The 14,709-nt window shown below is 63.9% G+C and carries 12 protein-coding genes; 3 read left to right on the forward strand and 9 right to left on the reverse strand.

Annotation, left to right across the window (positions count from 1 at the left end; translation table 11 throughout):
* Position 1 precedes the first annotated feature (1 nt).
* The 6 genes from AC5E6W_RS12225 to dcd all read right to left on the reverse strand — a co-directional run bounded on the left by AC5E6W_RS12225 (position 2) and on the right by dcd (position 5,119).
* Positions 2 to 700, reverse strand: a complete 699-nt coding sequence (locus tag AC5E6W_RS12225; RefSeq protein WP_491752582.1) for a hypothetical protein — start codon at positions 698 to 700, stop codon at positions 2 to 4.
* A gap of 93 nt (positions 701 to 793) precedes the next feature.
* Positions 794 to 1,732 carry a UDP-3-O-(3-hydroxymyristoyl)glucosamine N-acyltransferase gene (gene lpxD, locus AC5E6W_RS12230; protein WP_491752583.1) on the reverse strand — a complete coding sequence of 313 codons (939 nt, stop codon included), beginning with the start codon at positions 1,730 to 1,732 and terminating at the stop codon, positions 794 to 796.
* A gap of 23 nt (positions 1,733 to 1,755) precedes the next feature.
* Entirely contained in the window at positions 1,756 to 2,709 is a 954-nt protein-coding gene (locus AC5E6W_RS12235) for a lysophospholipid acyltransferase family protein (RefSeq protein WP_491752626.1), read from the reverse strand.
* A gap of 150 nt (positions 2,710 to 2,859) precedes the next feature.
* Entirely contained in the window at positions 2,860 to 3,552 is a 693-nt protein-coding gene (locus AC5E6W_RS12240; RefSeq protein WP_491752584.1) for a lipid-binding SYLF domain-containing protein, read from the reverse strand.
* Between the two features lie 297 nt (positions 3,553 to 3,849).
* Positions 3,850 to 4,542, reverse strand: a complete 693-nt coding sequence (locus AC5E6W_RS12245; RefSeq protein ID WP_491752585.1) for a LuxR C-terminal-related transcriptional regulator — start codon at positions 4,540 to 4,542, stop codon at positions 3,850 to 3,852.
* A gap of 22 nt (positions 4,543 to 4,564) precedes the next feature.
* Complete coding sequence (gene dcd / locus AC5E6W_RS12250) at positions 4,565 to 5,119, reverse strand: dCTP deaminase (RefSeq protein ID WP_491752586.1); 555 nt, start codon at positions 5,117 to 5,119, stop codon at positions 4,565 to 4,567.
* Positions 5,120 to 5,366: 247 nt separating this feature from the next.
* On the opposite strand from dcd, the gene AC5E6W_RS12255 reads away from it, so the two are divergent.
* Positions 5,367 to 5,636, forward strand: coding sequence for an HU family DNA-binding protein (locus AC5E6W_RS12255; RefSeq protein ID WP_491752587.1), 270 nt, complete (start codon positions 5,367 to 5,369; stop codon positions 5,634 to 5,636).
* Positions 5,637 to 5,689: 53 nt separating this feature from the next.
* Positions 5,690 to 6,718 (forward strand): site-2 protease family protein, encoded by a 1,029-nt coding sequence (locus AC5E6W_RS12260; RefSeq protein ID WP_491752588.1) that lies wholly within the window; start codon positions 5,690 to 5,692, stop codon positions 6,716 to 6,718.
* A gap of 312 nt (positions 6,719 to 7,030) precedes the next feature.
* Here the strand turns inward: AC5E6W_RS12260 and priA are convergent, their stop codons facing one another.
* The 3 genes from priA to fbp all read right to left on the reverse strand — a co-directional run bounded on the left by priA (position 7,031) and on the right by fbp (position 13,039).
* Positions 7,031 to 9,943, reverse strand: coding sequence for a replication restart helicase PriA (gene priA / locus AC5E6W_RS12265; protein WP_491752589.1), 2,913 nt, complete (start codon positions 9,941 to 9,943; stop codon positions 7,031 to 7,033).
* 1,111 nt (positions 9,944 to 11,054) lie between these two features.
* Positions 11,055 to 12,023 (reverse strand): alanyl-tRNA editing protein, encoded by a 969-nt coding sequence (locus AC5E6W_RS12270; protein WP_491752590.1) that lies wholly within the window; start codon positions 12,021 to 12,023, stop codon positions 11,055 to 11,057.
* Complete coding sequence (gene fbp, locus AC5E6W_RS12275; RefSeq protein WP_491752591.1) at positions 12,020 to 13,039, reverse strand: class 1 fructose-bisphosphatase; 1,020 nt, start codon at positions 13,037 to 13,039, stop codon at positions 12,020 to 12,022. The genes AC5E6W_RS12270 and fbp overlap by 4 nt, the downstream gene beginning before the upstream one ends.
* A 172-nt stretch (positions 13,040 to 13,211) precedes the next feature.
* Between fbp and AC5E6W_RS12280 the strand changes: the two genes are divergently transcribed.
* Positions 13,212 to 14,648, forward strand: a complete 1,437-nt coding sequence (locus tag AC5E6W_RS12280; RefSeq protein ID WP_491752592.1) for a M24 family metallopeptidase — start codon at positions 13,212 to 13,214, stop codon at positions 14,646 to 14,648.
* The last annotated feature ends 61 nt before the right edge of the window (positions 14,649 to 14,709 follow it).

Genomic DNA, 14,709 nt, shown 5'->3' on the forward strand with positions numbered 1-14,709 from the left:
TCTAGCCTTTCTTGTTGTCATCCCCGAAGGGGATCTGCTGCTCGTCTCTCGCGGCATACAGCCGGCTGTCAGCGACCATCGGCGACAGCACAGGCAGCTTCGCCCGGACCAGCTCCACCAGCTCCGCACTCACATACGCCGGCGGCTGCACCCGTACGACGGTCGTCCGCAGTAAACTCGCCGCAACCCCGCTCCACGCCGCATGATCCAACTCGCCGCCCGTCAGCACCAGCGCGTCCGCGCGATCAAGATACCGCAGCGCCGAAGGCTTGAAGTCCGCCACGCTCGCGTCCACCACGCTCACAAACACATCCGGCCGCAAAAACCGCAGCACGCTGTTGGACTCAAGAATCACATCGCTTCCCGCCTCAGCCGCATCTGCGATCAGCTTCCGCACCCGGGGCATCGCCTCCTGCAACTGTCCCTGCCGCGTCCGCACCCAGAACGCCCGTGCCGCGCCCGCAGCGAGATACCGCGACGAGTCCGTCCCCGACTCCCGCTCCCGCTCCTCACTGATCGCAATCGTATGGTCCGCCGTCTCACAGTCACACGGTTCGCCATTCGCCGAGCACACCCCGTGCCCAAACTGCGTGATCTTCACTGCCACCCATCGCCGCTCCGGCAGCGCCGCAATGATCCCCGCAACCACGCTGGTCTTCCCGATGTTCCGCGTATGCCCGCCAATGACCACAACCGCCATGTGTCCCTCAACCAATACGATGCGCCACGCGGCCCTCGCACCTGAGCACCTGAAAACCTCGCCCCTCTACAGCTCACCCGTACGCCACGCCGCCTACTTCAACCGCCGCACCCTCGCGATCGTCCTCAAATACTCCTTCACCGGCTCCGCAGGCACCCCCATAAACATCTCCCCCGGCCCCTCCACCCGCTTGTGCGGAAAGACTCCCGAAGCCCCGCCCAGAATCACTCCCGGCCCGATGCTCACATGATCGCCCAGCCCCACCTGCCCCGCCAGCACCGCACCGTCCTCAATCACGCACGACCCCGAGATCCCCACCTGCGACGCCATCACCACGTTGCGCCCCACCCGGCAGTTATGACCGATGTGCACCAGGTTGTCGATCTTCGTCCCCGCGCCGATGCGCGTCTCACCCAGCGCTCCGCGGTCGATCGTCGTGTTCGCCCCAATCTCCACATCGTCCTCGATCACCAGCGTGCCCTGCTGCGGAAAGCGTGTATGCACGCCGCTCGACGCCCGCACGTACCCGAACCCCATCGCACCCAGCACCGCACCCGCCTGCACCAGGCAGCGCGCACCCAGCGTCACACAGCCGTAGATCGTCACGTTCGCCGCGATCACGCAGCCCTCGCCAATCACTGCACCCGCCTCGATCACCGCGCCCGCGCCCACAGCCACACCCACGCCCAGCTTCGCCGCAGGATCCACGCTCGCCGCCGGATGAATCTCGCGCTCCTCGAACTGCTCGAACCACTGCCCGACCAGCGCAAACGCCAGCTTCGGATGCTTCACCCGCAGTACGCGAGCATCCCCACTCGCCGCATCCGCCCTCGCAAGCACCAACCCAGCCGAGCTCTCCAGCGCCTTTGCCAGCGAAGCCTCATCCTGCGCAAAGACAATCGACTCCGCCTCCGCATCGTCAAAGCCCGACAGCCGCGAGAACGCGCGCGCATCGTCTTCCCGCGGGCCAACACTCTCCGCGCCCTGAACTCCAGCCAGCCCGAGGATCTCGCGCACCGTGATGCATCTCATCGCTCGCTTTGCCGCGGTGCCACTCATCGGTAGATCTTCTCCCCACCTTCAGGCCGCGTCTTCCACCGCCGATGCACCCAAAGCCACTGCCCCGGATAGCGCCGGATCCACGTCTCCAGCGTCGCCGTAAACAACGCCGTGTTCGCCACGATATCCCGCTCGCCGTCGCCGGTACGCTCCAGTACCAGCTCCTCGCCAAAGTGCAGCACATACCGCCGCTCGCTCGCCTCCCACAGCAGGAACCCCGGCAGCACCGCCGCCTTCGTCCGCAGCGCCACGCGAGCGAGGCCCGAAGCCGTGCAAGCCTCCACGCCAAAAAACGGCACAAACACTCCCTGCGGAGGAGTCATATTCGTGTCCATCAGGATGCCCACCGTCTCACCCCGATGCATCGCCGTCAGCAGACCCCGCGCGAAGTCGTCCTTATGCAGCACACGGTTGCCATGCATCGACCGCACGCCATTCACCAGCTCATCCACCAGCGGATTATCCAGCCGCCGGATCACCATCGACATCGGATAGCCCATCAGCGAATGGAAGAAGCTCGATAGCTCCCATGCGCCCATGTGGCCTGTGAGCACCAGCACGCCGCGTCCCTTGTCCCTCGCGGCAAGATAGTTCTCCAGGCCTTCATAGCGGATATAATGCGACGCCGACTCCCGCGTCAGCCGCGCCATGCGCGGAAACTCCGCCAGCTGCCAGCCGAGCGAACAAAACTCCTCGCGCAGCAGACGATCACGCTGCTCGGCGTCAATCTCCGGGAAAGCCAGCTCCAGGTTGCGCTGTCCTACGCCCCGCAGCCTGCCCAGCACGCGATACAGCAGCGCGCCAATCGCCGCTCCCAGGGCCCGTGCCGCATCTCTCGGCAGCACGGCGAAGACCGCCATCACCCCACGCAGCAACACATACTCCAGCCGTTCGCGCGCAGAAATCCGCACGCTCGCACCAGCCTCAGCCGCGGGCGCCGCCGCCACCATCGGGACGTTTTGGTTCGTGGTTCCCAACGCCTTCCAGTGTACGCAAACGACGCCAACCGGTACGTCACGCACGACAAAGGGGCGGCCGAAGCCGCCCCTGAACGTCGCTGATGTCCGTCAATGACGCACGTCGATGCTGTGTCTACCGAGTTACTGCGCGTCGCGAGCGACGACGAAGTAACGAGCCACGGTGTGTACAAAGTTGACAGCGTTCGGAGGAGTCGCCTGCTGACCATGCAGCACCGCCTCGAAGGGGACGTTGGCGCCATACTCAGAGCGAGTGTCATCCGCATTCTGCGAAAGCACCACACCGGTCAGATCGATACCCGCGAACAGACCACGGCTGCGCGAATAGGTGAGGAACTCGGAATGCAGGCTTGCATCCGTGTCCGCAGCCGCGTTACGACCCACCGGGCCGGCCGAGACCGAAGCATCGCCACCCAGTTTGAACTTGCTGGACAGCATGTGCTCGAGACCATTCTTGTTCATCGCCACCAGCACCAGGTCAGTCGACTGACCACCGATCTGCCAACCGAAGCTGCCGCCTTCAGCGCGGACAAACACCGGAGCAGACCAGCCACGCGGCGTACGGCATGTCGCCGCACCCTGGCCATACTGGCCACCGACGACAAAAGCCGCCTTCTTGTAGGCCGGAACCACAACCACGCAATATGCGCTGGAGAGGATCGACTGCGGGATGCCCTTATCCGGCGAGCCCATCACTTCATGCAGCACTGCGGATGCGTTGTTAAGACGCTCTCCCAGCTTCGCGTCCTGCGCCTGCGACACAACCGCGGTGGCGCCCATCGCCATTGCGCACGTCAATCCAATCAGCTTCTTCATCACTATCAACCTTTCGAAACACAATTCTGCTGCGGTCCGCCTATGAATCATTCATAAGCACTCTCATGCAACTGCCGCACACAAAGGTAGATGGGATGGCTTCCATGCTTGGTTGCACCGGGAAAAAAAATGGGGGTTGCGATGTGCTCGCAACCCCGTTTCTCCCAGGTCTGTACTCGTTCGACTTTGAGGGATTACCTCTGCCCCTCGCAAGAGTACCTAGGACTGTAGACCTTTGGTGCGAATGCGTTTGGCTTCTCAGATACGCGATGAAGCCACACTCGCCCTGCCATCGCATCAACGCCGCGAAGCCTGACCGAGCGCCGTGCGCCGTTCCTCCATCGCCCGTAGCGTCAGCTCCACGCGATTGCTCGCTCCCGCCTTGCGTAGCATGCGGCCCAGATGAGCCTTCACCGTCACTTCATCGATTCCCATCGCCACCGCGATATCGCGGTTCGAGCGCCCGTCCATCAGCAACCGAAGCACATCCAGCTCACGCGGCGTCATCTTGTTCTCCATAGAGTCGCCCGAGAGCTGCCCCTGCGTCTGCGTGGACGACTGCACTCCACCTGCATCGATCAGCCGCGCAAGAACCTTCCTTGGTGCCCACACCGAGCCATCCAGCACCACCTCCAGACACATCCGGATCTCGTTCTCGCCGGCCGTCTCCGCAAGATAGCCCTTCGCGCCGGCCGCGATCACCGCCTGCACATGCTCCGGGTCGCCCATCTCGCCCATCACGATGATCTTCATCGTCGCGTGATCCCGGCGAAGGCGTGCAATCACATCGGTCAGCTTATCTCCGGTCGAGCGCTCGTCGACCAGCACCGCCGCGAGGTTGTCGATGGACAACACCCTCTCCAGCTCGATCACAATCGGCTCGAGCCGAGGCTCCGTCTCGAGGATCGCCTCGAGACCCAGCGAGCGCAGCGGGTCCGCCGCGACTATGCCCACCTTGCTGCGCGTTGGATTGGCCGCTTCCTGCTCCATAGCCCGACGTGCCCCTCCGCGTCTACATCCGCGGCAATGTGATTCCGTGCTGCGCCTGGTACTTGCCCTTGCGGTCCGCGTAGCTCACCTCGCACGCCTCATCGCCCTGGAAGAACAGGATCTGGCACAGCCCCTCGTTCGCATAAATGCGCGCCGGAAGCGGCGTCGTGTTCGAGATCTCCAGCGTCACGAACCCCTCCCACTCCGGCTCGAAGGGAGTCACGTTCACAATGATCCCGCAGCGCGCATAGGTGCTCTTGCCCACACACAGCGTCAGCACATCGCGCGGAATCTTGAAGTACTCAATCGATCGCGCCAGCGCAAACGAGTTCGGAGGCACGATGATGCTGTCCGCCTTCACCCGCACAAACGACCGGTCATCGAAGTTCTTCGGATCGATGATCGCGCTGTTCACATTCGTGAAAATCGCAAACTCATCCGCCACACGAAGGTCATACCCGTAGGAAGACAGGCCATACGAGATACAGCCCTCACGCACCTGCTTCTCGCTGAACGGCTCGATCATGCCGTTCTCGACGGCCTGCTGCCGGATCCACCTATCACTCTTGATCGACATCGTTTCGCTGTCTCTCCACTGTTCACACTGCCGTGCCCGGACGGGCAATGCCCTGTCCACAGATCCGGCGCAATGATTCAGAATTCTCGCTTGACTTGAGCCTATCGCAACTCGCTGTGGGCTGCTGAACCTGCCCGCCTCAACGTTGACAAGCTATATCGCCCTGCCTACCATCGAGGAGGCGGGCACTCCTACGCTACACCCCAGCAGGGCGCCGAGGCGTTCTGGGAACAGGCAGGCGATCTTCTTGATCAAGCAGGACCTCATCCAGCGGGTCGTGGAACGCACAGGGCTTCCGCGCATCAAGGCCGAGGCCGCCGTGGACACCATCTTCAAGTCCATGAAGCGAGCCCTCACCGCCAGTGACCGCATCGAGCTTCGCGGCTTTGGCGTCTTCACCGTCAAGCCCCGCAAGACCGGTGTGGGACGCAATCCGCGCACAGGCGCCGAGGTCAGCATCTCTCCCGGCAAAGCTGTCCGCTTCAAGCCCGGCAAAGAACTTCATCTCCTCGATTAGTCGATCCTGAGGCCGCGCCACGCGCAGCCAACCACCCAAGGCACACGCAGCCCATGGCAACCCCTGCGATCCTGCAAGACGGCAGCGGTGCCACCCCACCCGAGATCACGGGGCAGCCTCTTGGGTCCGCGCGTCCCCGCCGTTCGCAGCTGTGGATCCACGTCCTGCTGCTGGTCGTCACCCTCTTCTCGACCACCGTCGTCGGCATGCGCTACATGGCCAACTTCCGCGCCGGCCTGCCTCCCATCTCCTCCGACGACGACGTGCTGCCCTACGCCTGGGCCTTCCGCCACGCCCACGCCGCCGCCAGCGGCCTTCCCTTCTCGCTCACGCTGCTGGCTATCCTCCTCACCCACGAGATGGGCCACTACCTCGCCGCACGCCGCTACGGCATCCGCGCCTCCCTCCCCTTCGTCATCCCCGCTCCCTCGCTCAGCGGCACCGCCGGCGCCATCATCCGCCTGAAAAGCCGCGTCACCTCTCGCCGCGCGCTCCTCGCCGTCGGCGCCCTCGGACCTGTCGCAGGCTTCCTCGTCGCCATCGCCGCGGCCATCCTCGGCCTCAAGCTCTCGCATCCCGGACATCCACTCGCCCCGGGACTCGTCCAGTTCCACATGCCGCTGCTGCTGCGCCTGCTCAACGGCTGGCTGCACCCTTACGCCGCCGCTCCGCTGATCTGGCACCCCGTGCTGGTCGCCGCCTGGGTCGGAGTCCTCATCACCTCGCTCAACCTCGTGCCCGCCGGCCAGTTCGACGGCGGCCACGTCCTCTACGCCTACTTCCCCCGCGCGCATCGCTGGTTCACCTGGGGCACCATCGTCATTCTGATCGGGCTAGGCCTCACCAATTGGGCCGGCTGGATCCTCTGGGCCTGCCTCCTGCTACTGCCCGGCATGCGCCATCCGCTCATCAGCGACCGCTCCCCGCTGAGCTGGAAGTTAGCCCTCCTCGGCCCCGCCTGCCTCGCCATCTTCCTGCTCTGCGCAACCCCAAGACCCTTCGGCCACTCCGGCCTGCTCGAGCTCATGCGACCACTCGGTAAGATCGCCCTGCACTGGATCAAATTGAAGCTCCAGCGCTGACGAGCCCGCCGGGTGGCCTATCCTTTCACAGCTCCATCGTGAAAGGGTGGGGTATCGTTTGCGGCAGCGAACGACCGTCCTCTTCACTCAGCCCCATTGGCAGGTCGCGCCTTCAGGCGCGACAATCAACGCCCTGCCACCAATCCGGCTTCAGCCGCTAAGGGCAAAGCTCCTCCCCGCAAACCGGCTCCAGGACATCCACATCTCCCCACCGCGCCACAACACCCGCTAACGCGAAGCGCTAACGTCGCAAGCGAAGCAAGCGACGCTACCGGGTCAAGCGGCAGCGCGACCCGCTAACGCGAAGCGCTGCTACATCAGGTGCACCGCATCCACATCCACCACCACGTTCCTCCTCGGAATCTCCTCCGCCTCCAGCCACGGAATGAACTCCTTCAGCAGCATACCGAGCTTCGATCGCTGCTCCGCCTTCAGCAACAGGTGATACCGATAGATCCGCTTGATCCTTGAGATCGGAGCCGGCGCCGGCCCCAGCACCCGCACGCCCGGAAACCGTTTCTGCTCCAACCACCGCCCAATCCGCTTCGACCAGCCCAGCACCTCTTCCAGCGTCTCTCCCTGCACCAGCACATTCGCCAGCACACTCAGCGGCGGATACTTCATCGCCCGCCGGAAGTACATCTCCCGCGCCGCAAACCCCGCGAAGTTGTGGTGCTGCGCGAACTCGTGCACATAGTGGCTCGGCTGATAGGTCTGCACCAGCACCTTGCCCGGAAGCTCGCCGCGCCCTGCACGCCCACTCACCTGCGTCAACAGCTGAAACACCCGCTCCGCCGAACGAAAATCCGGCAGCCCCAGCGCAAAGTCCGCACCCACCACACCCACAAACGTCACTCCGTGGATGTCATGCCCCTTCGCAATCATCTGTGTGCCCACCAGCAGGTTGATCTCGCCCGAGTGCAGCCGCTCCAACAGCCGCTCCATATCGCCGCGCGTCCGCACCGTGTCGCGATCCATGCGCCCAATCCGCGCCCCCGGAAACAACCCCGCCAGCCGCTCCTCGCCCTGCTGCGACCCAGCACCAAGAAAATACAAATGCTCGCTCGTGCAGTGCGGACAAGCCTTCGGAACCCCCACCTTGAACCCACAATAGTGGCACTCCAACCGGCTCCCCGGCGGCGCCACATCGTCCCCTTGGCCCTCGACCCTTGACCCTTGGCCCTTGTGATAAGTCAGCGCAATCGCGCAGTTCTCGCACTCCATCTTCTCGCCGCACTTGCGGCACATCACCACAAAGCTGTATCCACGGCGGTTCAGCAGGATGATCGCCTGCTCCCCACGATCCAGTGTGGCCTGCGTCTCCTCCAGCAGCTGCCGCGAGAAGATCTGCTCCTGCCCCGTCGCGCGAAATTCCTCGCGCATATCCACCAGCTCCACCACCGGCATCGGACGGTCCGCCACCCGCTGCAGCAAGTCGATCCGCGCATACTTGCCCACCTCCGCGTTGTGCCAGCTCTCCAGAGAAGGCGTCGCCGACCCCAGCACCACCACGCACCCAGCGAGCTTCGCCCGCATCACCGCCACATCGCGCCCGTGATACCGCGGAGTCTCCTCCTGCTTGTACGCCCCGTCATGCTCTTCATCCACGAGGATCAACCCGAGATTCTCCAGCGGAGAAAACACCGCCGACCGCGTCCCGATCACCACCCGCGCCTCGCCCCGCCGTATCCGATGCCACTGCTCGGCCCGCTCATCCGGGGTCAGCTGCGAGTGCAGCAACGCGACCTCGCCGCCAAACGCCGCCACCATGTGCATTGCCGTCCCCGGCGTCAGCCCAATCTCCGGCACCAGCAGCAGCGCGCTCTTGCCCCGATCCAACGCACGCTGAATCGCCGCAATGTACACCGCCGTCTTGCCCGACCCCGTCACGCCATACAACAACATCGGCACAAACCCGCCCGGGCTCTGTTTCCTATCTTCCTGTCTACTGTCTACTCTCTGCGTCTCCCGCAGCGCGTCTCCTTGGCCCTTGGCCCTTGACCCTTGCCCCTGATCTCTGGGCCCTGGAACCTCGCCGTCTAGCGCCGCCACAATCGTCGCCAGCGCTGCCATCTGCGCCTCGTTCAGCCGATGCTCATGCGCAAACTTGCGTCCATGCCCCCCCAGCCCGCTCACGCTGAACGCCTGCGCCGTCTCCTCCAGCCGCACCAGACCCCGCTTCACCAGCGTCCCCAGCGTCGAATCCGGAACATCCGCACGCTCCAGCCGCACCCGCAGCTCCCGTACCAGCTCACGCCCGCCACACCCCGCCAGCTCCGCCATCACTGCCAGCTGATTCTCATTCAGCTTCGGCAGCCGCCGCGATCCCGCTGGCATCTGGCCATCTGGAGTCTGGCCCACTGGCTCATCCCCCTCGTTCCCCGACCCCAAACTCGGGACTCCAGACTCCAAACCCAAAACTCGATCGACATTCTCCCCAAGACCCGCACCATCCGGGTGCCCCACGTCTCGAGTCTGAGACGTGGGTTCCGTGAGCGACGACTCTGCAACCACCACCTCCGAACCCTCGCCCTCTGAACCCTGGGCCCTGGCCCCTGACCCCTCGCCCTCTTGGCCCTTGACCCTTGGCCCTTGGCCCTCCTCCACGAGCGCAGCTACCATCTCCACCCGCCGAGCGTCCCGCGACTCCGCAACCGCCTCGCGCACCAGCCACTTCTTCTTCACCATGCCGTCGAGCAGAGCCTTGTTCGCGCCAGTAGCGCTGCGGATCGTAGCCGCCTTCACCGCATCGCCCGCCTCGAGATAGTTCAGCGCGGCATACTCGCGGTTCTGGTCCTCGGCACTCAGCCGAGACCGCCGCGAAGACCCCTTCGCCGCACCCTCATACAACACCGCCCGCCCTCGCTCGCCGATCCGATACACGAAGTGCCGCTTCACCTCCGCCATCAGCGGCACCATCCCGCGCAGCGTCTCGCCCAGCGGAGCGCAGTAGTACACCGCAATCCACCGCCCCAGCTCCATCAGCTCGTCGGAGAGCAGCCCCTCGTCGTCCAGCACCTGCTCGACCCGCTTGACCTCAATCGGCTTGCTGGGATCGTCAGCGACCGGCGCCTCATCATGCACCCGCACCACGATCCCCATCAGCTTCTGCCCGGAGAACGGCACCAGCACCCGCGCCCCGACGCACGCCTCCAACTCCCCCAGCCCGTACGTAAACGCACGGTCCAGCGGCACAGGCAGCGCAACATCGACAAATCGGCTCACACTCCAAGCCTACTGCTCCCCCCTGTGCGAGCCGAGTAGCTCTTGCTTTTCTGGTTGTCATCCTCGAAGAGGATCTGCTTCTCTTTCCCACGACCGGCCGACAGCGGACACACCGGGTTCGTCGGCCCATGTTTCATGGCGCAAAGGGTGACGCCGCAGAAACAATGGCCCCTGTCTGCGAATCGCCAATGATCACTTGACCTGAGTTGCGACCGCCGGTATAACCCACACGGGTAACGCGATGGCGAGCTACTTAATTGCAGACTGTCCACGATACGGATGCTACTGGCAGATTCCGATAGTGAAGCTGCCGTCGGACCTTCGTCCAGATTTCGACCCGTCAATGTATATGGTCGTATTTTGCCCCAATTGCCAGAAGGAATTCGATCAGCTTGCTTCCGGTCTTCGGCACTCCCTATCAGCCATTCAGTCGGGCAGGGCTCCAAGCGCACATGGATTTGGCGGAACATCGTGAATTTCTCCGCTCCAGCCGCCCAGAACGCCAGTAATCTATCGGTTAGAACTTCAACGATAGAGGCTCAATCATGCGCAGATCGCTCGCTGTTGCGATACTCTCAGGCGTTTGGCTCTTCGGTGCGGTTGCGGGCTGGATCTTTGGCCGCCAGATGCCCGCTCATCACTTTGAGCGGTTCGGGAATACGTCGTACCTTCTCGACCCCGGTAACGGAAGGGTTTGCGACCCAATGCCGAAATTCATCGCTCCCAGCATCTACGAGCAGCAGGGCGTAACCCCCGGGGCGTTTCCTCCGCCACCCCCAGGGTTCACAATCGTTCCAATCAAGGACGCATATCCGCCACCGTGCGGCAAGTAAAGCAAGGGAGAAAGCGTGACACTCACACCAAACGAGAACGCAGTGAAACTCTTGGCCATGCTTAATGCGATGTCTCCGAGCGACTTGGAAACAGAGCAACGGGATTTTCTAGATACGGTTAGGGACCTATGCGAACAGGTGAAGGATTACCCGTTTCCGAACGAACAGGATTATCGCGTCGTTCCGCCGCCTTTTCCGGGATAGTTTTCCAGCGACGTGCGCGGGGAAGCCAAGCTCTCCCTCTACGGGTCTACGGGGGCATCAGCGCTACGAAACTCCTACCGCCGCGGTTTTCCTGCTGCCAACTCCTGCTCCAGCCGCTTCACTTCCTTACCCAACGCCTTCCGCTCCTCCAGAAGCTTCTCCACCCGCCCCGGAACATCCACCGCCCCGACACTCAGCGTCCGCGCCACACCACTCAGCAACGCAAAATCTCTCCGGGCCGCCCGCACCGCACGCAGCCCGCACACAAACTCCACCCGCCAGCCCTTCTTGTTCTTCTCGATCTTCCGTAGCAGCAACCCACCAATCGCTCCAGTCGCCGCCACATGCGTCCCGCCGCAGGCGTTGAACTCCACGCCCTCCATCTCGACAATCCGCATCGGCCCTTCGCGTTCCGGCAGCTTCCTCAGCTCGCCGCGCTCCAGCATCGCCCCAGCCTCATCCCGCTCCACCCACTTCGGCTTCATCGCCCGATCCGCATAGATCTCCCGCGCCACCGCATCCTCGACGCGCGCAAGATCCTCCTCACTCAACTTGGTCTCACCCTCACGCAAAGCAAGATCAATCGTCGAGCTTTCACTCCCCGTCTTCAGTGGCGACAAATGAAACGAAACCGTCCTCGCCCCCAGCTCCCTCAGAAACACCGCCGACAACAAATGCTGCCCCGAATGCTGCTGCGCATGATCCATCCGCCGCGCCGCATCCACGCGGCCCTCGATCACCGTCCCCGCCATCAGCGGCTTGCGCACGAAGTGCCACACCTCGCCCGCGTCATCCTCTTCCACCCGCTCGACCGCAACCTCCAGCGTCGCTCCGCTCGGCGCCGTCGCCACCAGCACGCCCGTATCCCACGGCTGCCCTCCGCCCTCGGGATAGAACGCCGTCCGGTCCAGCGCAATCTGCCACAGTTGCACCTTCGCTCCGCTCTCGTCCTGCGTCGCCGAATGCAGCCGGATGTCCGTAACCTCCGCCGCAAACTCCAGCGCCGGCGAATCGTAATACAACCTCTCAGCCACCGAACTCACTTACCCATCTCCGCGGCATGCCTCTCCGCCACCAGGTCGTTGAACGCCTTCACCTCGACCATGCTGCCCACCACGAACGGCGTCCGCTGGTGAATCGACGTCGGCTCAATCTCCAGAATCCTGCCCGTCTCCGTCACCGCCATCCCACCCGCCTGCTCCGCAATAAACGCCAGCGGATTCGCCTCATACAGCAGCCTTAGCTTGCCGCCCGGCGTCTTGTGCGTCGGCGGATACAGAAACACCCCACCCTTGTGCAGCGTGCGATGAAAATCCGCCACCAGGCTCCCGATATACCGCCCGCCATAACCCTGCCCGCCGATCTCGCCGCCCTTCAAGCGCCGGACATACTCGCGATACACCTCCGGCCAGTCGTTCGCATTTCCCTCGTTCGTCGAGTAGTACGGCCCCTGCTCCGGCATGCACATCTTCTCGTTGGTCAGCACGTACGCTCCCACCGTCGGATCCAGCGTGAACCCAAACACGCCCTTACCCGCCGTATACACCAGGATCGTCGACGGCCCATAGAGCACATACCCCGCCGCCACCTGCTTGTAGCCCGGCTGCAGCGCCCAGTGGGAGATGTCGTGATCGTTCGCATCGCTGCCCTCCGGCCGCCGCAGGATGCTGAAGATCGTGCCCACATTCACATTCACATCAATATTCGACGACCCATCCAGCGGATCGAAGACCACGAGATACTTCCCGTTATCCGGGTTCAGATCCACCGTGATCGGGTTCGCGTCCTCCTCTGACACCAGCGCCGCCACGCCCTCCGCCAGCCCCAGGCAGTGCAGCAGCGCCTGGTTCGCATACACGTCGAGCTTCTGCTGCTGCTCGCCCTGCACGTTCACCTCGCCATACGCCCCGAGGATGTTCGAAAGCCCCGCCGACCGGATCTTCGACTCCACCATCTTCGTCGCCAGCGTGATGCCATGCATCAACCACGTGAAGCGTCCCGTCGCGTCGCTGACGTTGCGCTGTTGCTGCAGCAGATGTTGCTGCACGGTGATGATCATGGTTCGCTCCTTGGCCGTCCGGGCAGAAAGCGTTTCCCCGAAGACACGGCGAAAATAGCATCCGGCCAGCGCATTCGCAAAGCCCAATCGTTCCGTAATCGCGCACGCACGTCGCCCACGGCCCAGTCTCCGTCCCCGTTATCCACCGCGCAGGACGACCTACAATCCACCCATGCTGACGCGCCGCCGCTTCCTGCTCACCGCCGCAACGGCCCCAGCGCTCTCGCTCTACGCGCAGGATTCCCCCGCCAAGCCCGACGCCGCCAAGCCCGCTGACGCACCGGCCGCGCAGTGCGCCGTCGACCTCCCGCAGTCCCTCCAGGACCTCAAAAACCGCCGCGCCGACATCCACCCCATCCCCGTCGACGAGCGCGACCAGCGCCTCGACCTCGCCCGCGCGCTCATGAAGCAGTACGGCCTCAACGCCATCCTCGTTACCACCGGCCCCTCGATGAAGTACTTCACCGGCCTCGACTGGGAGCAGAGCGACCGCTTCTTCGGCTGGGTGCTGCCCCAGTCCGCCGCACCCTTCCTCATCTCGCCGCAGATGGACAACGAGTGGCTCAACGACGCCATCATGCAGCCCCGAGCCTCCGACGGTCAGTTGGAGTCGGTCCTTCCTGAGCGCAAGACCACCAACTTCTATCTTTGGCAGGAAAACGAAGATCCCTTCGTCACCTTCAAGCGCACGCTCGCGGAATCCGAGCTCAGCTCAGCCACGATTGGCGTCGACGAGCACACGAACTTCGGCTTCGTCTCCGGCATCGGCCACGCCTGCCCCGGCGTCAAGCTCGTCTCCGCCACCCCCGTCACCGCCGGCTGCCGCAGCCTCAAGACCGACGCCGAAGTCGAACTCATCCGCCTCGCCAACCACATCACCTTCGACGTCTTCAAAGCCGCCTACCTCGCCTTTCAACCCGGCCAGACCACCCACCAGTTCGAAACCCTCGTCCAGCGCGGCTACGACCGCTGCGGCGTGCAGGGCGTCGTCACCTGCCAGGTCGGCGCCGACGGCGCGAACCCCCAACCCGCCGCCAAACCGCAGGTCATTCGCGAAGGCCAGATGGTCGTTCTCTCCGGAGGCTGCCACGTCGAAGGCTACTGGGCCTCCATCACCCGCAGCTTCGTCTTCGGCAAGCCCACCGAAGCCCAGCGCACCCTCTTCGAGATCGTCCACAACGCGCAGGCCGCCGCCCTCGGAGCCACCGGCCCCGGCGTCCCCATGCAGGTCCCCGACGCCACCGCCCGCCAGATCTTCCGCGACGCCAAATACGGCGCCGGCTACGAGTTCTTCACCCACCGCCTCGGCCACGGCGTCGGCCTCGACCAATCCGAGTGGCCCTACCTCGTCCAGGGCAACGACCAGAAGATGATGGCCGGCATGGTCTTCTCCAACGGCCCCGGCATCTACGTCCGCGACAAGTTCGGCCTCCGCCTTGAAGACGACATGGTCGTCACCGACAAAGGCGCCGAGCTGCTCCTCTGGCAGAGCCCCAGCCTGCAGGATCCCTTCGCCATCCCCGCCGTCCTGCCCCAAAAGAACGCCAAAGACACGCCGGCCGAGACTCCGCACGACACAAAGCCCGCAGACTCCCAACCCCATCCCTGATCGCACTTATCAAATGCGGCGTGGATGCATCATTTCCCCGCGAAATGCCCCACTTTCGATG

The organism is Bryocella sp. (genome assembly GCF_058498515.1).